The sequence below is a fragment of the Ancylomarina longa genome, assembly GCF_003996985.1.
In the GTDB taxonomy this organism is placed as follows: Bacteria; Bacteroidota; Bacteroidia; order Bacteroidales; family Marinifilaceae; genus Ancylomarina_A; species Ancylomarina_A longa.
This window is the reverse complement of the sequence record NZ_RJJX01000005.1, coordinates 110423-131745: the sequence shown is the minus strand read 5'-3', so window position 1 is coordinate 131745 and position 21323 is coordinate 110423. Positions and strand designations below refer to the sequence as shown.

Here is a 21323-nt window from a genome sequence, read left to right as displayed (position 1 = left end):
GGCTAAGCGGATTGCATCCGCCGAAGCCTGTAGAATTATGTGGGAATTTGCTTATTGTGGGATATAAAAAAAGCCCGCCGTCGCTAAAAGCTATGGCGGGCGAAGAGAGTTAGATTAAATACTTTTTRGTATTATGAGCTACACTGGGTTCTATGGATGTTTAAGCGGATTGCATCCGCCGAAGCCTGTAGAATTACATGGGAATTTGCTTATTGTGGGATATAAAAAAAGCCCGCCGTCGCTAAAAGCTATGGCGGGCGAAGGCGGAGAGAGAGGGAGTTTCTTAAAGACATATTAAAGCCTGACCCATTGTTGTTTATGTTGAGTTGGTTTTTTGTGTTCACTTGAGAGTTCACCAAAGATTTATATATAGGATATAGAAATAAGGGAGTTGTTAAATGTGTTTCTGTAAACTAAACGAAAACCTAGTTTTAGGTAACATTTGTTATGTCCAGCCCTCCAATTAAGCTTGGTGGGCTTTTTTTGCTAATTAATTTACGAGTTGGTATGATGATCTATTCTTAAGAAAATACCTTTGAGATATAAACTCAGAACTATTAAATAAATTGATCTCTAATTAATTGTTTTATTGTTGTATGTGTCAGAATTGTTGTTTGTTATGTGGATTGTTAAGTTGTCTGATTGAAAGAGTAATTTACTTTATTCTTAAATGAAGTGTAATAGTATAGCATCATAATCTGCGAAGAATGAAAATATGAAGAAGAATAATATCTTTTTATTTTAGAATCACTGACCAAAAATCCTTTTTAAGATATTGCAAAGAAGGATAAAATTGAAGTTATTACTCAATTTAAATATTTGGGAATGGTGGTTTTCATGTTGTATCGCGATAAAAGAAATATTAATTCAATATAAACTATTAAACATGACACACTGTAATTCTTTATTATTAGGTGTTTCTTTACTAACTGTGGCAGGACTAAATAGTTGTCAGACTAGTAAGAATCAAGAGAAAACATCATCAAAGGAAAAGCCAAATATCGTAATTATTTATGCTGATGATTTAGGGTATGGAGATATTGGGTGCTATGGTGCTACAGGTGTCAAAACTCCTAATCTTGATAAGTTGGCTTCAACAGGAGTAGTGTTTACCGATGCGCATTGTAGTGCTGCCACCTGTACACCATCTCGCTATTCCTTATTAACTGGCGAACATGCTTTCAGGGTAAACGCTAAGGTTCTGGATAGGGATGAAAAATTACTTATTAAACCCGGAAAATCTACTTTACCTGGAATGCTCAAAAAAGCTGGGTACAGAACAGCTGTTGTAGGGAAATGGCATCTCGGATTAGGTTCAGGTGATAAAGCCACCAATTGGAATTCAGAAGTAAAACCTGGACCTCAGGAAATAGGCTTCGACTATAGTTTCCTGATTCCTGCTACCGGCGATCGTGTTCCTTGCGTATTTCTGGAAAATCAGAAGGTAGTAAACCTCAATTGCGACGATCCAATAACGGTTAGTTACAATAAGCCTCTGGAGATATTGCCTACAGGCTACAATAATCCTGAGTTATTAAAAATGCCAGCTGATGGACAGCATAACAAAACCATTATTAATGGGGTAAGCCGCATCGGATATATGTCGGGAGGTAAAGATGCACATTGGAAAGATGAAGACTTTCCTTTTGTGTTAAATGCAAAGACAGAGACATTTATTGAAGCAAATAAAGAAACCCCCTTTTTCTTGTATTATGCTTTTCACGACATACACGTGCCTCGTGTTATACACCACAATTTTATTTGCACCTAAATTTTGTCTTACGAATGCTGAAACAGCCTGTGAGAAATTCATGGCTGGCATTATGGACAGAGAGTCGATTCGACCTGCTGCTGTATAGGCTGCGATAACATCGGTACCGAAACCGTTTACAATACCTAGCAGTGCCATCATTCCTACCGCAACAAAGGTGTGCTGCAAACCAGAAGGTAAGCCAATCTTTAAACTTTTATAAAATAGATCTTTATCAAAACGAAGCTTTGCAAACGAAAACTTCATGATTTTGTGTGTGCTGTTCAGATAAAGAAGCGCTGTTATAAAAGCAACGCCTTGAGCAATTACTGTTGCCCATGCAGCGCCAGCTACTCCCCATTTAAACACCATAACAAAGAGTATATCTAATATAATATTTAAAATGGATGATAAGATTAGAAAGTAGAGTGGTGTTTTGGAATCTCCTAGGCCTCGAAGTACTGAGCTTGTACCATTGAAACCAAAAAAGAGGATCATACCAGCCATGTAAATGTTCAGGTAAGTGGTGGCTTCAGGTATAAGTTCCTCGGGTAATTGTAATAATCTAAATAGATCTTCGCTCATATATATGCCTAAAATAGATATAAGGAAACCTGCAACAAATAGAAAGATGTACATGGTGTCTATCGATCGTTTAACACGATCAATATCCTTAGCACCATAAAATTACGATATAACAATGGAGAACCCTGATCCGATCCCTATTAGTAAGGCAATTAGTGCAAATATGATCGGGAATGATGCTCCTACCGAAGCTAAAGCTTCCTTACCTAGCTCTTTCCCAACAATGATACTATCAACAATGTTATAAAGTTGCTGAAATACATTGCCCAAAAGCATGGGTAGTGTAAAGTTGAATATATGGCGAGCTACGTTTCCAGTAGTGAAATCTTTCATTGGAAAATTATTGGATTACAAAGCTCCCAATTTAATTCTAAATCCCAAAATTTGATTCAACAAATTTAGAATTGATTTAAGTAAGTGGTTTAATCCAAGCTATTGTCTAAGTCTATATTGCAAAACCAGAGGAAACAGCAGTTTAAGTTATCGACTTATTAGAGTTCTTGACTTTATTTCTCTTTACCTCAAATTGTGTGATATAACAACATCAAACCTGATATGACTTGGCCTTTCCTTGATATGAGGAAAGATTTTTTTCATAAATAGCTAATTATAATGGACAGATGTGCGTTTTGAATTATTGATAGATTATTATTACTGGTCACCTTACTCAGTCGTTTCAATATGCTCTAGTGTGCTGGCTGTTTGAATACCCCATTTACTTATTTCATCTAAAACATGTGATAGTGTTTTCCCAAATTCAGTTAAAGAATATTCCACCTTCAATGGCGGTTTACTCGTATAAACAGTCCTCTTAATTAAGCCGTCTTCTTCTAATTGTTTTAATTGCAGACTCAGAGTGCGTTCAGTGGCCAATGGAATCATTTTTCTCAGTTCATTATAACGCTTGGTTCCTTCGGTTAAATGAACCAATATGACTGTTTTCCATTTACCCCCAATATATTTCATAGTAAGACTTGTGCAGCAGGGATATACTTTATCTTGAATTTTATACATGGCTTCTTAAGTTTATTTAGATATAAATTAATACTATCATTTTTGACCGTTATTGCAAATGTATATAACTATACTTAGGTTTGCAACCATAAACCATGGGGAACTTTTCGTGGAGGAAAATACAGCATGTATGAAGCTGGTACAAGGGTACCAACAATCGTAAACTGGTCGCAAAAAATTACTCCCGGAAAATGCGATGTTCTAATGAGCTAGATTGACCTTTATGCTTCTCTTGCTAAATTGGTTGGTCATGATATTAAGGAAGATGAAGCTATTGACAGCAGAAACCTGTTGGATACCTGGATGGGGAAATCAAAACAAGGTCGTAAAGAGCTGGTGGTTGAAGGCTATAGCCTTGGTATCAGAAAAGCCAATTGGAAATTTATTGCTCCCATGAAAAATGCTTCAAATTATGACTGGATTGAAAGCGATAAAGGAATTGAATCCGGCCACATGGAAACTAACCAGTTAGGCTAAACAATTAAAAGCAGATCTAAACCAATATTTAAGGAGGAGTTATTATGCCCTATGTTAAAGTAAAAGATTTCCGCCACGCTTTTGCAAAGTTTATGCGAAAATGATACAATTATCTAAAAGGTTCGGCGGAAAAGATTATCTAAATATTCAATATTTAATGAAAAAAATGGGTTTAATAAGTTCTAGCGAAAAAGTTTAACTAAAAAAAGCAATGAAAAAATCTAACAAGTCGATGGAGCTGACGGGGATAAGCGTCCCCAGTTTTAAAGTTTTCGAACCCGCAGCTCATCTCAAGACGTTATAATAGGAAAATAAAATGAAAATTAAATGAAAATAAAATGGAAATAAATAAAAAATACCCAAAGTGTGAAACAACTGATACAACAGTACCTGTTTACGGTAAATGTGATGATAAATTCCAGGCTGTTCGCGATGCGTTTCTAGCGAACTTTGCTGAAAGTGGTGAAGTTGGTGCGCGTGTCACCGTCATTCAAGGTGAAGAGACCGTGGTTGATTTGTGGGGCGGTTATATTGATGAGGATAAAACACAAGAGTGGCGCGAAGACACGCTGGTTAATACCATGTCAATCAGCAAGGGTATTACTGCCATGGCTGCGCACCTTTTGGCCGAGAGAGGATTGCTGGACTATGAGGCACCTGTTGCCAAATACTGGCCGGAATTTGGTCAAGCGGGAAAAGATAAAATTACCGTACGCCAGTTATTAAGCCACCAAGCGTCCCTCGTGTACGCTGAGGATGCAGAGCCCGGAGATGCGCTTGATTTCGATGGCTATTCCACCAAACTTGCCGCGCAAGCACCAAACTGGGAGCCTGGTACAAGTCCCGCATACCATTCCATGACTATTGGATTTCTCGTCGGTACGCTCGTTAAGCGCATTGACGGGAGACCGATTGAACAGTTTATCAGAGAAGAACTCGTGGAACCGTTGCAAGCAGATTACATTCTGGGGTGTACAGATGAGGATGTGAAACGTGTTGCGCCCACAATTTTTAACCCTGAAAATGAAATGATGTCGGGCGGTCTAATCAACGAAAAGACTATGCCATGCTTTAAACTACTGCCACCAGATCCTATGTTTTTTGCCACACCTTTGCACTGGAAATCAGTCAATCCATCAAGCAGTGGTGTAACTAATGCCTGTGGTATCGCAAGACTATTCGCTCCAATGGCAAATGGCGGCACATTTAATGGCGCCAAGCTGTATTCACCTGAAACCATTGCGGCTATGTCAGAGGTGCAGTGGCATGAACAAGACTCCTTATTCGGCAACGAATTCCGTGTGACAATGGGCTTCCTGCTTAATATCGATTTCAATTACTACGGTAGAGAGGGTAATGTTGGGTCTGCAGGTGCTGGAGGTTTTGTCGGGTTTGCTGATTCTGAAAACCATCTCTCGTTTGGATACACACCAGTACGAATGACCACTGGATCAGGCATAGGCAACGAATCAAAGCGTATTATTGATGCTTTGTACGCAAGCTTGTAGGGAAAAAGGATATTCAAAAGAAACCAATTCATGTAATTAATAAAGTAACTACATGAAATCAGCTAACAATACAATGCACCCGACCGCTACGGTCGGGTGATTGTAGGCGTTAGGTTAATACAGGAGAATATTATGACAAAACCAAATAGTAAATTTAGAAATGGAATTTTAATTGCATATGGTTGTGGAATTGGTTCCTTTACTATTGGAGTTACAGACGTACTTCTTGAAAGTGTCTTTAGTTATTCTACAGCAACATCTGTTGGTGGCCAAATGGTTCTTCCGGGCATGATTGCCGGAATATGTGGCTTTACCTTTTATCAATTTCTCAAAAAAAGAAAGTTTATCTCCACTTTTTTATCATATGGATTAGGTTTGTTTTTTGAGTTCTCTTTTAGTACAAACACCACCTGATTTGAAAAAAATTATTTTTGTTGGCGAAAACCCTTTTATTAGTTTAATTAGTGGTTTTGTAGGTGGTTTTGCAGCAGGAATAGTTTCGTATTTTTCTTACATAAAAAAAAGAAAAACAACCTAACAAAATCGATGGAGCGGACGGGTAACCACGCCCATTTTAGGAACCCGCCGCTCATCTCAAGCGTTATGCGACATTAATTTGAGAAAATATAAACGGAGATATAATTATGGAACAAATACAATTTAAAGGATTTGTAGTTGAAGAACATGAAGACAGATTTATAAGGAGTATCAAAACAAGATCCATTAGTGATTTGCCTGAGAATGATTTGTTAATCAAGGTTCGATATTCATCCTTAAACTATAAAGACGCTCTTTCCGCGAGTGGAAATAAGGGAGTAACAAAAAAATACCCGCACACACCAGGAATTGATGCTGTTGGGACAGTTGTTGCTTCTGATACCGCAAAGTTCCGTGAAAATGAAAATGTAATAGTCACAAGCTATGACTTGGGAATGAATACAGACGGAGGTTTTGGACAATATATTAGGGTGCCGTCAGATTGGGCGATAAAATTGCCGGAAGAAATGTCGATGAAAGAGTCGATGATAATTGGGACGGCGGGCTTGACCGCTGGAATGTCTGTTTTTCGGCTGACTGAACACATTAAACCTGAACATGGAAAAGTTGTGGTTTCTGGAGCAACTGGAGGAGTAGGGTCATTAAGTATCGCCATTCTTGCAAAATTGGGATTCAATGTTTCAGCAATTTCCGGAAAGAAGGAAGAACACGATTTTCTGTTCAGACTCGGAGCAAGTGAAATTCTTGACCGAAAAGATTTCGAACAAGAAAATACACGTCCCATGATGAAAACATCTTTTGCCGGAGGAATAGACACAGTAGGTGGAAGCATCCTTGACAATATTATCAAATCAACACAACCGATGGGTGTGGTTACCTGCTGCGGTAATGTGGCTTCAGCAAATCTCAATCTCACCGTATTTCCGTTTATTCTAAGAGGTGTATCTTTAATCGGTATCGACTCACAAAATTATCCTATGGAGCACAGAGAAATTGTTTGGAATAAACTATCCAAAGACTGGAAACCCGATAATTTGATGAAAGTTTGCACAGAAATATCTTTTGCTGAATTAAGCGATAATATTGATCTAATGCTTGATGGGAAGTTAAATGGAAGAACTGTTTTGGATTTAGAGGCATAAGAATGTCGCATAACAAACGGATACACCCGACAATACCCGCTGCGCTAGCATTGCGGGTATTGTCGGTGTTAGGCTAAACAATTAAAAGCAGATCTAAACCAATATTTAAGGAGAAGTTACATGTCCTATGTTAAAGTAAAAGATTTTCGGATCAATTATGAAGTCACCTGCGATGTTGAAGGCCCAACACTTTTGTTGGTGCCAGGCTTTAGTGAGCAAATTGATTCTATTGAATACCCAAAGGAACAATGTCATGTATTCGCCGATCATGGTTTTCGAGTCGTGAGAATGGAAAATCGTGACAGCGGGTATTCAATCCCAACCGTTAGCGAAAAACATATCCAACCCTACGACCTAAAGAATTTAGCGGATGATGTGTCAGCTGTTATTAATGATCTTGGACTTGAAACGGTACACTTGATTGGTGCGTCGATGGGTGGATACATTGCGCGCTGGGCTGCGATTCGTCACCCTGAGCAAATTCAAACTCTGACTATTGCTATGAGTGGCAGCGGAGCAGGGATTCAAGATGACGGGCCACAAATGGCCCAAGATAGCGCAGAGCAGATAGGTGGATACCTGGAACGTCGCTCTCGGGAAGATCAGATATTATGGAACCTGGATGTTTGGCGCTGGCTTTGGGGTAACGAGTATCCTTTCCCAGAAGAGTGGGTCAAGAAACAACTAGCTTATTCTTTCGACAGAGCTTATAGTCCAGAAGGTAATGGTCGTCTTTTGCAAGCGTTGCTTAACACTCCTGCACTTTGGGATGTGCAGAAGACTATTTCCTGCCCTACATTGGTGATGCACGGTGGAGAGGATCGCGTATTTCCTCAAGAGCATGGCGAAGCCATTGCCAAACGTATTTCTGGAGCGGAATTTTGGCTAGACCCTAAAATGGGTCACAGCATGCATCAGGAGCAATGGGAAGCGATTGCTACCTCGGTTGATGCTTCTTTTTTATCGACCGTTCATCTTGAAAAAGAGAATGTTTAATGCTATTTTGAGCGGTTGATGCCTGATACTAGTAATAAATTGAAAAAAAACTGTCAGAAGTAATAAGATGGCACCTGTGGAAACTCGAAAAAGATTTCATGCTTCTCATGCCCGAAAACCCTGATTTCTCTTTCCTAAAAGCAATTGAAGATCATGAATTCATCATCTATGGCAAAGTTCCTTACGTCATTAAAGCCGTATAGTATATATACTAAATAGGGTTCATCCTATGGTTTCATCTCAATCAATCAATCAATCAATCAATCAATCAATCAATCAATCAATCAATCAATCAATCAATCTCTTTTATGACTTCACAAGAGTTGAAACTGGTGGCTTTTTAGAGCTTCTAGATGGTTACACTGTTCTGGTACCATATCAAAGTAGCTGTATTCATCCCCACTAAAATGAAGGTTAATTAGCTTACAATATTAAAATTGCTACAAAGTATATCGAGCTTACCACAAAGCAAATCCTCATACCGGGTACACAATAAGAAATAAAGCATTGCTAATCAGTAATGCTTTATTTGTATCTGGTGTTTTATTCAACTAAGCGATATAAACCTCCAGAAGTTTTGTTTTTTCTTTAGCTATGATCTTGATGTTTTTTAATGAGGCAGGAATTAATATTGATTCTAACTGATTTAGCCCTATTTTATTCTCACCAGACTGTATTTCACAATCTTCATCAGTACAAAGAAGGACAACAAAAGAATCAAGATTAGAATAGTCAAGATCTAATGTGGATGATGTATTGATGATATTCGTGTTAAAATACTGACAAGAAACGATTTCAGTTTTAGATTCATCATTTTCGATATATTCAATCTTCCCTGATGAATCATCTTCATAATTCATTGATCGAATAGCATAGTCATGATGCAACTCTCGTCCATTCCCATTTTTATCAACTCGATTAAAATCAAATATTCGATATGTAATATCAGAAGTTTGTTGGATTTCGGCTATGAGATTTCCTGTTTCCTTTTTTCGTGTAGAGAAGTGGTATAATGCCATGCTTCTTTTCGTAGTTTAAGGTAGTTTTCATATACACCAATATCAATATCTCCCTTTTCTACAGCCTTAATCACGACACAACCTTTTTTCGTTGATATGTTTGCAGTCTTTGAAACGGCATTAACCTTCAAAACTGCTAAAATCCAATACCTCTGACAGAGTATCGGGATCATCATTTGTAACTCCGAAAACTTTTACTCCCGGTGTGTCTATTAATATACCAGATTGTTCCATCAATACCATCTCCCGACGGGTAGAAGTATGTTTCCCTTTTCCCGTCGAGTCGCTAATAGTTGCTGTTTGCAGAATTTTCTGTCTGCAAAGGGCGTTGATCAAGGTACTTTTTCCGACACTGGAAGAGCCAGTAAACACAACTGTTTCACCTGTTGATATAAACTTACGCAATGGATCTATACTTGATGGTGATTGGATACTGGTGAAGAAAACAGGTATTTTATGGGATATATGCCTCAGGGCATTTTCTACCTTATCCTTATTGAAGTCTAAATCTGTTTTTGTCAGCACCAATACAGGCTGTATATTTTCATCTGCAAGCTGAAGCATAAAGCGTTCAATTCGCCGTACATTAAAATTATTGTCGAGACTTTGTACTATAAAGGCTTTGTCGACATATGTGGCAATGGCCTGCTTTTCGGATATTGCTCCACTTTTATTATAGATTGCTCCTTCCGACCAGATCAGGTCTAATTCTTCATTCTGAAAAGGAAGGCTATCCATCGAACCGACCAAACCTTTTACTCTATCCTGAAGATTTAGTTTATTGGCATTTGAGTTGAACAGATTGATAAAATTGGGAAACAGGTCGATACCTCTGATATGTCCTAGTGAATGCTGTGCCAGCACCATGGTCTGACCACCTGTGCCACAACCAATATCAGCAATACGCGATTCGTTACTAAGTTTATCGATAAAGCTCAATGCTTTAATCGTTATTTCGGGACTGCCGGGCCCTTGTCGTTCCAAGCTTGAATAATATTCGCAGATTAAATTAAAGTCAAATTCGTGAATTGATTTATCTTCTTTACTCATGATGTTTAAATTTTTATGCTCGAAATCAGGGCATAAGCACATTTATATATACTTTGCCTGGTCTCAAATTTTCACTAATGTATAGACATGAAAATAACTCCGACAAGAATATGTCTGAGTTTAATTATAGGATAACCTTAGGTAGAATGCCAAAGGTTATTTACTTCACCAAATCCATCATAAATTTAAACATCAACTGTTTTTAGATTTGGCAAAATAGTATTTTTTTTGATTGTGTTGATTATTACCTTGATTTATTTAATTTCAATCAAATTTAGGAGTACCTATGAGAGTAAATCACAATGAATATGAACAATAACCTTATCTATTCATGAAAGTTCCACTTGCCATCCTGCCATTCGTTAAATCCTATAATCAACTAATATTAACAAGGGGGACACTAGAATATCTTAATACTCTTAAAGCCGTGATAGTCAGAATTTAATTTGTTTTTGTCAGGGTTCTGTTGAGACTACAACTTAAATCCTGGTAAGTTTTTCTTACGGGGATTCTAATTTTAGAGGAGTGTGCTTATACCATAATCGGGTTATAGTTTTCTTAAGACGGCTTCTGGAATTTGGATTTATTCTCTGGACTACTTTATTTATCAAGCGAAATGGGAATATTTGTTCAATGGATATTCTTATATTTCTTAGTTTACAAATACCGAAACCCAGTTTCTGTTTTAAATCCCCCTTTGAATAGCCTTATGCGACTTGCAAGAAAAGCGTATGATATGGTGCTTTCAGAAACAACGTAAGCCCTAATAGGCATGATTTGCCTTAGATTCACAAATACCGAAAACGGGTTTCTGGCTTCTTAAAACTGGCTTTTTGTATTTGTACCCCGAAGAATTACATAGTTTATTAGCTCAAAATTTAGCTTATCCATTTATTGAGATAACGACTTCTTTAAAATGTGATTTGCCGTATCGAAAAGTTGACAGGTTTGACAGTATGAATATTAGTTGGAATTTGATACTTTAGTACGAGTTTAAGTAGCATTATATTGATGACACATAACCCATTTATACATTTACACACTTAAATTAGCTGTGTAAATATATGTTTCAGTATAGATAAAAGGAATATAAATGTATGTACACATACACAGCTGTTGACAACAAGCAAAAACAAGAACACATTTACATGAAACATGAAAGTGAAATATTTAATTTTTTTAACTCTAAATTTCCATTTAATCAAGATGGATTGATTGAGTTTGCAAATTCTTTTGTGACTAAAACCTATAAAAAAGGGGCCATCTTAAGTTGGACCGATGAACATGTCAATAGCTTACGTTTTCTTAAAGAAGGAACTGTAAGGGAGTATTTTGCTAAAGATGATAAGGAGATGAATACCAACTTTTTTGTTAAACCTCAGTTTATCACCGATTTTTATTCACTAACTAAGCTTACACCCACCAAGAAAAATCAAGAGTGCCTTACAGATGTTGTTATAAAGGAGATGAGTCTTGAAACATTTAATGCTTTCTTATTTAAGTATGAATGCGGTAAACAATTTGTCGATGAAATTTTCAAAGAGTTAATTGAAAGGAAAGAAAATGAGGAGTTCAAACACTTTATTCTCACCCCTGATGAGCTCTATCTTGACCTATTACAAAATAAACCGGAATGGTTTCAATCTATTCCTTTGCGCCATATTGCGACCTACCTTCGCATGACCCCCGAAACTTTAAGTCGTATTCGCAAGCGAAATTGATTTCTTGATTTGAATCAAGGCGTGCCTTGTACTTCTAATATACTTTTGTAATGTAAAATTAAACTATACATTATGAACGAAGTACAAAAACTTTTGCTTGATGGCGAAATACCCGTAAATTGCTATGTAATTAAACGTGACAACGAATGTTATATCGTTGATCCAGGCTACCAGAAGCAGCTAATACAACAATACATAGCTCAGAAAGGTTATCAAGTAAAAGGTATTTTACTGACTCATGGACATATTGATCACATTGAGGCACTAGACTGTTTTGATGTACCAGTGTATCTTCATAAAAAAGAGTACGAAATCTTGATGGATAATTACAAAAATGGTTTCGATTACTTTGGTAAGCCTCGTCCCTTCGAATTTGAAAATTTAGATATAAAATTGATAACAGAAGATACCCAGCTAGAAGTTGGCAAAGAAATTATCACTGTTATTTTCACACCAGGGCATACTATTGGAAGTGTGTGTTATAAAATCGGTCATGATCTTTATACAGGCGATACCTTATTTGAAGGTAGTGTTGGCAAATGGGATCGCCCAACAGGAGATGTTAAACAATTGAAACAATCTATTCTAAGATTAATCAATGAACAGGATGATCATATTCTTATCCATCCCGGGCATGGTCGCTCTAGTGCAATTGGCATAGAGAAACAAATCAATCCATTTTACCGCAAATGGTATTACGAAGAGGTTATTTTATAATCATTTAATATTTGGAATTATGAAAATTCATCATTTAAGAAGTGCAACCTTTGTTATTGAAAGCAACAATAACTTTATTCTTGTAGATCCCATGTTAGGAAAAAAAGGCTCAATTCCACCTTTTGCATTTTTTAGACACAAGCCACGTAAAAACCCTTATGTGAGCATGCCGGCTAATTCAACCGATATTTTAAGTAAGGTAACTCACGCAGTAATCACGCATTTACATCCCGATCATCTTGATGCCAAAGGGTATGAATTTCTAAAAAACAAGAATATTCCTGTAACTTGTAACCAGCTTGATAAGAAGAAACTTATCAAGAAAGGGCTAAATGTTGTATCATCATTGGAATACCAAAAGCCAACAGATTTCCTTAAAGGGAAAATAATAGGCATCCCTGCCAGGCATGGTTATGGTTTTATTGCAAAACCTATGGGTAATGTCATGGGGTTTTATATTGAACTTCCTGATGAACCCAGTATTTATATAAGTTCTGATACAATTTACACCAATGATGTTGAAAACACTCTAGTTGATTTAAAACCTGATATTTCAGTACTTGCTGCAGGTAGTGCACAATTTGATATTGGTGGACCATTATTGATGAATATTGCGGATATAGCAAAGTTTATAACAAATGCACCAAACAAAGTATATGCTAATCATATGGAAGCAGTAAATCATTGCCCTACTGACCGAAATAAACTAAAACAATTGGTCGCTAAATTAAGTGCAGTTGAAAAGGTGATTATCCCAGGCGATGGTGAAAGCTTTGAGCTGAAATCTTAACAATGCCAGTTGCCATCACGCGCTGCTATGTAACAGGCGGGAAGTAGGTGTTTTTGATCTGGGTTCTGTTGGACTACATTAAAATATTAAGCCTTAATTAGTTGACTAATTGAGGCTTTTTTAATGATCCAATCCGAACTATAAAGCATTTTTAGGGCGATAAAATTTTAAAGTTCAATCGGAATAGAACAAATATGGCACTTCGAAAATTGATTCAATAAATAGTTAGATCTCTAATTTCAAATGCTTCAAAAATAAGTGAAGCTTACACTCTCATCTATTAACTAGGTACTTCGTTTATTTTAAACTATAATTTTATTAGCTTAGTGTAGATTTAATGGCAGTTATAGTTTGATGCCTGGAGGGCTTGTTAGATACATCCTAATTTGATGAATAAGCCGTTTGTATTTTTGAAGCCAGTGTTGCATTACCAATCTTTGGATTTCAACAGCTTTTTGAAGTTGTAAGAAAAACAACAACAATTTCCGCTGTTACAAATAGCTTAGCGGTAATTCAAGAATAAAGAATATAAAAATTCAATGAATATAAATTCCTATATCGTAATTTTGATTTACGGCTCACTAGTGCTCCTTTCATTTCTTTTAATAAGCAATCCATTAAGAGTAAATAAGAAAGCTAATTTTTGGTTTGGAATTTTTCTATTTCTTTGGTCAACATTTTGGCTTGAAGAAATTTTCATTCTAACGGATATTAATAAGATGAAGAGTTCTTTGTTAATCACCGTTCATTTTATTCAGTTTTTCACACCCATAATTCTCTATTTCAGTATTCTTCACTATTCAAATCCTGATTTCAAGTTTAAAAAATCGGACTCAAAATATTTTGTCTTACCCTTAATTTTTCTTGTAGGTTTATTATTACAGAAAACAACCAAACAAAGCAGCTTAATACAAAATGTGCTAACTGGACTTATTATTATTCAAGCTCTTTTTTATGCCATAGCATCCTATGTTAAAATAAAGAAACACAAGCAAAAAATTGATTTATTCTCATCAAACACCAGTGAAATTGACCTTAAATGGTTAGAATATATCATTATTGCAATTTTGATATTAAGCATTTTTATTGGTGTATATAATCTTCTGCTGACAACACCTTATTTAAATGTATTTGGAAATATTGTTTCTGTAATAATTGTCTTTTTCATCGCCTATAATGTTCTTAAACAAAAAGAAATATTCCTTTTAAATGAAAACGAGAGAAATCAAATTATAGCCATTAATCAAGATAACACAATCAATAAAAAGAATATTATTTCTGATAAGGACTTGATGGAGTTAAAATTAAAACTTAGTCAAATAATGGAAGATAAACACCTGTATTTAGATTGCGAATTAAATCTTAAAAAATTGGCTGAATTAATAGATGTAACGCCACATAAATTGTCCTATATTATTAATGCCGGGTTTAATGAGAATTTCTTTCTTTTCATTAATAAATATCGAGTAGATAAAGCCAAAGAATTACTTCTGGAGAACGAAACGAATCACCTGAGTAATTTAGGCATTGCATATGAATCGGGTTTTAATTCTAAAACTTCATTTTATACCACTTTCAAAAAAATTACAAATCAAACGCCATCTGAATTTAAAAAAAAGAGTTCCACTTTATAAATCAGGATAACTCTAGTTGGCAACTAGGTCATATTCCGCCTAATAGGCTTAGGTTCGTATTGATCGTTTCGAACGTTTAGAAGTGAGGCACAGGCTATTTTTACATTTTAAAAATGTGAAAAATAACTACATGAAAAATCTTTTTTTAATTATTGTATTATCATTTCTGTCTGCGTCTGTGTTTTCGCAAGATTTATCCCAAACGATAAAAGGAAAAATCATAGACGAATCCTCTCTAAAACCTCTTTCATTTGCTACAATAGTAATCATAGGCACAGAACCTGTTATAGGAACAACTTCTGATATAGATGGTAATTTTATTATCAGGAATGTTCCCATTGGCAGGTACGATTTGAAGATTTCATTTTTAGGCTATGAGCCAATAATTAAACCAGAAGTTGTTGTCACATCCGTAAAGGAGGTCGTCGTAAATGCAGGACTTACTGAAAGTTCAGCTTCTCTTGACGAAATCGTGATCAAACCAAGAGTTGTAAAGGAAAAACCAATTAACCGAATGGCAACTGTTAGCTCAAGAATGTTGAGTGTTGAGGAAGCAAACAGATATGCAGGTGGATTTGATGACCCTGCACGCCTGGCTTCTTCGTTTCCGGGAGTTGCCAGTAGTGTTGGCAACAATGCTATTATTATTAGAGGGAATGCACCTAAATTTTTGCAATGGAAAATTGAGGGTGTGGAAATACCAAACCCGAATCATTTTGCAGACTTAGCAGCCTTTGGTGGCGGTGGATTAACCGCATTGAGCAGTAACTTATTGGCCAATTCTGATTTTTACACCGGTGCATTTCCCGCCGAATATAATAATGCACTCTCAGGTGTTTTTGATATGCAAATGCGGGATGGAAACAATTCTGACTACGAGCATAGTGTAGAAACGGGGCTTATAGGTCTTGGTTTTGCATCTGAAGGCCCATTGGGTAAGAAAAACAAAGCATCCTATCGGGTTAATTACAGGTATTCAACTCTGGGGCTTATTTCTTCCTTGCTTCCTGAAGATGCACAGGGCACGAATTATCAAGATCTGTCATTTAAATTTAAAATACCTACAAAAAAAGCAGGTCTGTTTTCCATTTGGGGAATTGGCTTAATAGACAAATCAGGAACGACACCGGAAAAGGATGTTTTACTCCAAAACTATTACCAGGATATTGAAGACCAAAACGTAAAACAATATATGGGAGCAGTCGGTTTAAATCATAGAATTATTCTTAAAAATTCAGCTTACATTAATTCCACCTTAGCCTTTTCGAAAAATGGAATAGATTTAAAAACAGATAGGCTTAATAGTTCAACACAATTGCAAGCCGAAAATGAGATTAAAAACACGAATTATAATATAACATTCAAGTCGTTCCTGAATAAGAAATTCAGTGCAAAACATACTAACAAAACGGGTGTAACGATAAGAGGCATGGGCTATGATCTTCTTTTAAAAGAAGTAAGCAGCCCAGGTTCAAACTTGTCTACTTTAGTTTCGGATGATGGGTTTACGACTTTAATTTCGGCCTATTCAGGTTCTTCCTTTTCATTAAAAAACTTCAAGCTAAATATTGGATTGAATTCTCAATTGTTTACTCTAAATAATAATTTCACAATTGAACCAAGGCTTGGAATTTCTTATCAATTTAATGATGACAAAAAAATAAGTTTTGGTTATGGCTTACATAGCAGAATTGAAGCTTTGAACATCTATTTTGCAAATACTACTAATGCAGCTTCAGCACGAGCTAACAAAGATTTGGATTTCTCGAAAGCGCATCATTTTGTATTAGCATATGACTGGAATATCACAGAAAAACTGCATCTGAAAATTGAACCCTATTACCAGTATCTTTTCGACATCCCAATTGTAAAGAACAGTACAAGTTCTCTTTTAAATTTACAAGATGATTGGTTTATTAACGATGCCTATGTCAACTCAGGAAAAGGGCAAAATTATGGCTTGGATCTAAGCCTGGAACAATACATAAGCAATGGCTTTTACTATTTAATTTCTTCTTCGGTATTTAATTCTCAATATAAAACCGATAAGAACGATTGGTACAACACACGATATAATAAAAACTACCTTTTTAATGCCCTTGTGGGTAAGGAGATTAGAGTAGGTAAGAAAAAGCAAAATTTATTTGGAGTAAATTTAAAATTAAGCCTGCAAGGTGGTGATAGGTATTCTGTAATTGACAAAACCGCTTCGGCTCTTGAAAAGGATGTGATTTACGATGAAACAAATCCATTTACCGAGCAAACCAATGCAGCATTCATTACCCATTTGACCATTAACTACGAATGGTATAAAAAGAAGACGAGCCATAAGCTATCTCTTAAGATTCTTAATGCAACCAATTATAAAGAATTTCAAGGTCATAGGTATAATCTAAAAACCAATGAGGTGAACATGTTTAGAGAGGCTCTAATAATACCGAATATTAGCTATAAGGTATCATTTTAATTAGCTTATAGCCTTAATATTTTTCAATTCCAGAGAGACAACAAAGAATCCTCGTAAGTGAACACTTACAAGGATTTTTTGTTTTTAGGTCACAACTATCTTTAGGCTTTTGTCATTTTAAACCTAGATGTATTGACCTGTATAGCTATTTTGTAGCCTTTGGATATATTTAAGGCTTTCTTTGTGTTTATCTCGAAACGGCTTACATACTTCTTTAAATGGCTCATTTCCCTTGTGAGATGGGTGTTTTCACTAAACAGACTTGCCTTGCTATCTGACAGATCGATTAAGTAGAATAAGTGATCGGGATATGATCTAGATCAGAACGGGATACATACCCCTTTATAATAACTCTATTATTAGGTTTTATTTTCTGTATGGATCTATTAATCTACTGTTCTGGTTTTTTTATTCCCGAATAGGAATACATAGTTTCTTGGCTCAATATTCAGCTTATCCAGTTACTGAGATAACAACTTCATTAAAGTGGAATTTATCTGTATAAGAATCTTGGTAGACTTAGACAGTATGAATCTTAGTTTAGAATTAATACTTTAGTAAGAATTTAAGTGTCGTTTAATGCATAATATTTAAAATGAATCATAATTAGGTGCTGTTATCCCTCCAATATGGTGGGATAACAACACCTTTTCAAAAGATATATAAGAAATAACAACCATATGGTTGTTTCAAACAAGTTGAACAAAAACCGCCTAAGGCGGTAGTTCTTTTCTAAGTTCGTAACTTAAGTAACGTTTAATTTATAAATAGTTAGTTATGAAAAAAAAGCCTTAGAGAACGGATGATTGCGGAAATGCAAATTCGCAATTACAGTCCACGTACAATCAGCAGCTATGTTTCAAGCCTGAGAAGTCTGTCCCTTTTTTACAATCTCTCCCCAGATTTACTAAGCTTAAACCAGTTTAAAGATTACCTATCAGAAAGAGTACAGGTAGATAAAATTTCGAATGCTACAATAAACCAAGCCATAGGTGCATGGCGAATTCTACAATGTGATATTCTCAGGCGCCAATGGGAGGATTTTAAAGTCAAACGTCCTAGACGAGAAAAAAAGATTCCACAAGTTCTTTCTCCCCAACAAGTTTTATCCTTATTGTCATCGATCTCGAATGTTAAGCACTACGCTTTAGTATCACTGGCTTATGCTACAGGTATGCGAAGAAATGAAGTGTTGCAACTTTGTATTAAGGATATTGATTCTGCCCGAAATATGATTATCGTAAATCGAGGGAAGGGCAACAAACAAAGACAAATCCCCATAAATAACAGCTTAATTAAAACTCTTCGGGAATATTATAAGCAGTATCGACCTTTGAAGTTTTTGTTTGAAGGCTATCGTGTTGGACTCAGTTATTCTGCGACTTCTTTTTGTCGAATTCTTCAAAGAGCTTGTAAAAAAGCAAAAATTAACAAAAGGGTTACGCCTCATACACTTCGGCATAGCTTTGCGACTCATATGTTAGAGCGAGGCTTAAATTTAAAGCAGCTGCAGCTTATATTGGGGCATAATGCCATGAAAACAACCTCTATTTATCTCCATGTAGCCGACATGAGTTCTATCAAAATGCCCGATTTACTTCAACCAAATGAAAGCTGTGATGAGACAGAACCAAAATAAACGTGCACAATTCGATTTGGCAGATATTCTAAGAGATAATAAGGTGTCTTTTTCAGAGAAATACAATTTATTTCAACAACAGAAAAAAGCATACCAAGATATTTGTGCTTGCAGAACAGCTCAACTGAAAGGACACCTAGCTTATTGCAACTGCTGCAATTATAAAAGGCAAGCTTACAACTCTTGTCGGAATAAGCATTGTCCCAAATGTCAGTTTATCAAGCAGGCCAAGTGGGTAGATAAACTTCAATCTAGTCTTTTAGACTGTAAGCATTTTCATTTGGTTTTTACGATACCACACCAATTGAACGAATTGGTATATCTGAACCAGAAAAAACTTTACAATGCTTTGTTTAGTTCGGCTTGGGAGGCTGTGAGTAAGGCGACCAATAATCCTAAATTCTTAGGTGCACAAACTGGTGCTGTTGCTGTTCTGCATACCTGGACACAAACACTTAATCAGCACCCACATATTCATATGATCATTCCATCAGGAGGTTTATCTGATGATCAAATGGAATGGGTTCCTTGCAGAAATAATTTTCTAGCACCTAAGAGAATCATCAGCTCTTTGTTTCGGGGTATATTCTGTCATAATATAAATAAGGCCATAAAGAATAATGAGTTTGTTGTGCCCGATAAATTTAAATGGACCTGCGTTAAAAATACTCTCTATAAAGCAAAATGGAATGTCAATATTCAAAAGCCAATATCGGGGGTTAATGCAGTTGTGAAATATCTAGGTAGATACACCAATAGAGTTGCTATAGACAATGCTCGAATTACAGACACGAAAAATGGGAAGGTATCGTTTAGATATAAAGACAGAAAGAGGCTTGTTTCAAAAATCATACAACTTGATACGTTGGAGTTTATTCGTCGGTTTATGCTACACATACTGCCCCATAATTTCTATAAAATCAGATATTACGGCATTTTAGCATCGACCAATTCTCAAACAAAAAGACAACAGGTTAGCGCACTTATGGAGACTTACATAGCCATACCTAAATATGAAGGGCTCTCTGGCGTTGAAGTTTACAGCTTAATAACAGGCAAAGATGTAAGCAGGTGTCCTAAATGCAGAAAAGGGAGAATATTATGCAGAGCCTTACCAGGCCCTGAAACTTAAGAAAAACTGAAGGTAAAGTTCTTTGGAAAACAGATTACAAAATTAATAGTTAAAGACTATAAAGGGAGAATTATGTCTAAACCTGATCCAATATTAAACCAAACAGCTCAAAATTTGACAAACATAGCAATGCTTGCGAGTTTGTTTCCTCCAATTGGAAACAAAAACCCATAGAATACCCATAGACTCAACGGCATTGTCCAACTATGTTTTATCCTTCATTTGTCAGAATCCTTATCAGGAAACAGAATAGTAATAAGCCATAAATAGCTTTTTTTGTTAACTTCGACAAACTAAAGGATAAAACACTTTTACGTTGGCATTCATTATAAATGGTGATAATATAAAAACTAAAATGAGAATCATAAAAGGACAGGAATTGAAAACTTTCATCGAAAACTGCGAATTTAGATTAGACCCTTTTTTGAAACAGTTGGGTAACAAAAGATATCCTCCAAATTCTGGAAAACTTATGCTTCAACTCACCCATAATAGTGATGAAATGTGGCTATTAGAAAAAGAGATTGAAAAAAAACACATATTTAAGAAAAAAAAATATTTCGAATTTGAAGGATTTGGACCATATAATGAAAGTCAAAAAATCCATATTCCTGTCAAAGAATTCATAGAGATATTACAGTACTTCTCTTCTAACTATGAACAATTTCACATAAGTATGCTTGCTGACACAATCGGATTAAAAAACAACAAAATTGTAAAAGGAAGCTTTGATGAATTTAGAAGATTAAGTCAGAAAAAAATGGGATTAAGTGGTTTGAAGCCAAAAGATTTTTACGATAAAGAATTTGGCTCAAAATCTACAAAAGAACGTGAATTAAGTAGAGAAGCAAATCAAGCTACTGATGATTTAGGAACTGAGCATGGTAGTTACGATGCAATGGAAAGCTATTCCAAGATTATAAAAATAAATCCTAAAAATGCCTTTGCGTGGTTTAATAAAGGATTGGCAATCTTAGATTTTTGGAGATACGATAAAACGAGTTACATGTTCGATACAAGAAGTCAGGAAGAGAAGGAAAAAGAAATTCAAGAAAAAGAAAAAGAGAGAAAACATGAAGCAGAAGAATGCTTTCAAAAAGCAATAGATTTACATCCTTATCTGCAAGAAGATTATGAAAAATTACAGAAGAAAGGAAGGATTTATTAAGGAAGATATTATACTA

The 21323-nt window shown here is 35.7% G+C and carries 18 protein-coding genes and 1 pseudogene; 15 read left to right on the top strand and 4 right to left on the bottom strand.

Annotated elements, in window-relative coordinates; genetic code table 11:
• Positions 1-886: 886 nt before the first annotated feature.
• A complete protein-coding gene (locus DLK05_RS05775) occupies positions 887-1771 on the top strand; it encodes a sulfatase-like hydrolase/transferase (RefSeq protein WP_127343059.1) in 885 nt (294 codons plus the stop codon).
• Here the strand turns inward: DLK05_RS05775 and DLK05_RS05770 are convergent.
• Positions 1652-2668 (bottom strand): annotated as a pseudogene (locus DLK05_RS05770) (MATE family efflux transporter). The gene DLK05_RS05775 and the pseudogene DLK05_RS05770 overlap by 120 nt on opposite strands.
• Positions 2669-2998: 330 nt before the next feature.
• Positions 2999-3349, bottom strand: coding sequence for a winged helix-turn-helix transcriptional regulator (locus tag DLK05_RS05760; protein ID WP_127343056.1), 351 nt, complete (start codon positions 3347-3349; stop codon positions 2999-3001).
• 240 nt (positions 3350-3589) lie between these two features.
• On the opposite strand from DLK05_RS05760, the gene DLK05_RS05755 reads away from it, so the two are divergent.
• The 6 genes from DLK05_RS05755 (at position 3590) to DLK05_RS05735 (ending at position 7970) form a co-directional block, all read left to right on the top strand.
• Positions 3590-3826, top strand: coding sequence for a hypothetical protein (locus DLK05_RS05755; RefSeq protein ID WP_148114101.1), 237 nt, complete (start codon positions 3590-3592; stop codon positions 3824-3826).
• Positions 3827-4164: 338 nt separating this feature from the next.
• Complete coding sequence (locus tag DLK05_RS05750) at positions 4165-5334, top strand: serine hydrolase domain-containing protein (protein WP_127343054.1); 1170 nt, start codon at positions 4165-4167, stop codon at positions 5332-5334.
• A gap of 132 nt (positions 5335-5466) precedes the next feature.
• Entirely contained in the window at positions 5467-5748 is a 282-nt protein-coding gene (locus tag DLK05_RS05745) for a hypothetical protein (RefSeq protein WP_127343053.1), read from the top strand.
• Position 5749: 1 nt separating this feature from the next.
• Positions 5750-5872, top strand: a complete 123-nt coding sequence (locus DLK05_RS17905) for a hypothetical protein (protein WP_262707810.1) — start codon at positions 5750-5752, stop codon at positions 5870-5872.
• A gap of 106 nt (positions 5873-5978) precedes the next feature.
• The gene (locus DLK05_RS05740) at positions 5979-6974 is read left to right on the top strand and encodes a YhdH/YhfP family quinone oxidoreductase (RefSeq protein ID WP_127343052.1); all 996 of its coding nucleotides are present in this window, start codon (positions 5979-5981) and stop codon (positions 6972-6974) included.
• A gap of 120 nt (positions 6975-7094) precedes the next feature.
• Complete coding sequence (locus DLK05_RS05735; RefSeq protein WP_127343051.1) at positions 7095-7970, top strand: alpha/beta fold hydrolase; 876 nt, start codon at positions 7095-7097, stop codon at positions 7968-7970.
• 551 nt (positions 7971-8521) lie between these two features.
• On the opposite strand, the gene DLK05_RS05730 is transcribed toward DLK05_RS05735, so the two are convergent.
• Both DLK05_RS05730 and rsgA read right to left on the bottom strand, forming a co-directional pair.
• Positions 8522-8989 carry a hypothetical protein gene (locus DLK05_RS05730; RefSeq protein ID WP_127343050.1) on the bottom strand — a complete coding sequence of 156 codons (468 nt, stop codon included), beginning with the start codon at positions 8987-8989 and terminating at the stop codon, positions 8522-8524.
• A 120-nt stretch (positions 8990-9109) separates the two neighbouring features.
• Positions 9110-10039 (bottom strand): GTPase RsgA, encoded by a 930-nt coding sequence (rsgA, locus tag DLK05_RS05725; protein WP_127343049.1) that lies wholly within the window; start codon positions 10037-10039, stop codon positions 9110-9112.
• A gap of 1097 nt (positions 10040-11136) precedes the next feature.
• On the opposite strand from rsgA, the gene DLK05_RS05720 reads away from it, so the two are divergent.
• The 8 genes from DLK05_RS05720 (at position 11137) to DLK05_RS05685 (ending at position 21307) form a co-directional block, all read left to right on the top strand.
• Positions 11137-11760, top strand: a complete 624-nt coding sequence (locus tag DLK05_RS05720; protein ID WP_209319738.1) for a Crp/Fnr family transcriptional regulator — start codon at positions 11137-11139, stop codon at positions 11758-11760.
• 72 nt (positions 11761-11832) lie between these two features.
• Positions 11833-12477, top strand: coding sequence for an MBL fold metallo-hydrolase (locus tag DLK05_RS05715; RefSeq protein WP_127343048.1), 645 nt, complete (start codon positions 11833-11835; stop codon positions 12475-12477).
• Positions 12478-12496: 19 nt separating this feature from the next.
• Positions 12497-13267, top strand: a complete 771-nt coding sequence (locus DLK05_RS05710) for an MBL fold metallo-hydrolase (RefSeq protein ID WP_127343047.1) — start codon at positions 12497-12499, stop codon at positions 13265-13267.
• 539 nt (positions 13268-13806) lie between these two features.
• Positions 13807-14901, top strand: a complete 1095-nt coding sequence (locus DLK05_RS05705; protein ID WP_127343046.1) for a helix-turn-helix domain-containing protein — start codon at positions 13807-13809, stop codon at positions 14899-14901.
• A 130-nt stretch (positions 14902-15031) separates the two neighbouring features.
• Positions 15032-17368, top strand: a complete 2337-nt coding sequence (locus DLK05_RS05700) for a TonB-dependent receptor (protein ID WP_127343045.1) — start codon at positions 15032-15034, stop codon at positions 17366-17368.
• 802 nt (positions 17369-18170) lie between these two features.
• On the top strand, positions 18171-19007 hold the full coding sequence (locus DLK05_RS05695) for a tyrosine-type recombinase/integrase (protein WP_127343044.1): 837 nt from the start codon (positions 18171-18173) through the stop codon (positions 19005-19007).
• Positions 18988-20139: an IS91 family transposase gene (locus DLK05_RS05690; RefSeq protein ID WP_209319737.1), complete on the top strand. Its 1152-nt coding sequence runs from the start codon at positions 18988-18990 to the stop codon at positions 20137-20139. The genes DLK05_RS05695 and DLK05_RS05690 overlap by 20 nt, the downstream gene beginning before the upstream one ends.
• A gap of 316 nt (positions 20140-20455) precedes the next feature.
• Positions 20456-21307, top strand: coding sequence for a tetratricopeptide repeat protein (locus tag DLK05_RS05685; protein WP_127343042.1), 852 nt, complete (start codon positions 20456-20458; stop codon positions 21305-21307).
• Positions 21308-21323 lie beyond the last annotated feature (16 nt).

Coding starts and splice junctions, on each gene's coding strand:
- DLK05_RS05775 (WP_127343059.1), top strand. CDS start 887: ATGACACACTGTAATTCTTTATTATTAGGTGTTTCTTTACTAACTGTG.
- DLK05_RS05760 (WP_127343056.1), bottom strand. CDS start 3,349: ATGTATAAAATTCAAGATAAAGTATATCCCTGCTGCACAAGTCTTACT.
- DLK05_RS05750 (WP_127343054.1), top strand. CDS start 4,165: ATGGAAATAAATAAAAAATACCCAAAGTGTGAAACAACTGATACAACA.
- DLK05_RS05745 (WP_127343053.1), top strand. CDS start 5,467: ATGACAAAACCAAATAGTAAATTTAGAAATGGAATTTTAATTGCATAT.
- DLK05_RS05740 (WP_127343052.1), top strand. CDS start 5,979: ATGGAACAAATACAATTTAAAGGATTTGTAGTTGAAGAACATGAAGAC.
- DLK05_RS05735 (WP_127343051.1), top strand. CDS start 7,095: ATGTCCTATGTTAAAGTAAAAGATTTTCGGATCAATTATGAAGTCACC.
- DLK05_RS05730 (WP_127343050.1), bottom strand. CDS start 8,989: ATGGCATTATACCACTTCTCTACACGAAAAAAGGAAACAGGAAATCTC.
- rsgA (WP_127343049.1), bottom strand. CDS start 10,039: ATGAGTAAAGAAGATAAATCAATTCACGAATTTGACTTTAATTTAATC.
- DLK05_RS05720 (WP_209319738.1), top strand. CDS start 11,137: ATGTACACATACACAGCTGTTGACAACAAGCAAAAACAAGAACACATT.
- DLK05_RS05715 (WP_127343048.1), top strand. CDS start 11,833: ATGAACGAAGTACAAAAACTTTTGCTTGATGGCGAAATACCCGTAAAT.
- DLK05_RS05710 (WP_127343047.1), top strand. CDS start 12,497: ATGAAAATTCATCATTTAAGAAGTGCAACCTTTGTTATTGAAAGCAAC.
- DLK05_RS05705 (WP_127343046.1), top strand. CDS start 13,807: ATGAATATAAATTCCTATATCGTAATTTTGATTTACGGCTCACTAGTG.
- DLK05_RS05700 (WP_127343045.1), top strand. CDS start 15,032: ATGAAAAATCTTTTTTTAATTATTGTATTATCATTTCTGTCTGCGTCT.
- DLK05_RS05695 (WP_127343044.1), top strand. CDS start 18,171: ATGATTGCGGAAATGCAAATTCGCAATTACAGTCCACGTACAATCAGC.
- DLK05_RS05690 (WP_209319737.1), top strand. CDS start 18,988: ATGAGACAGAACCAAAATAAACGTGCACAATTCGATTTGGCAGATATT.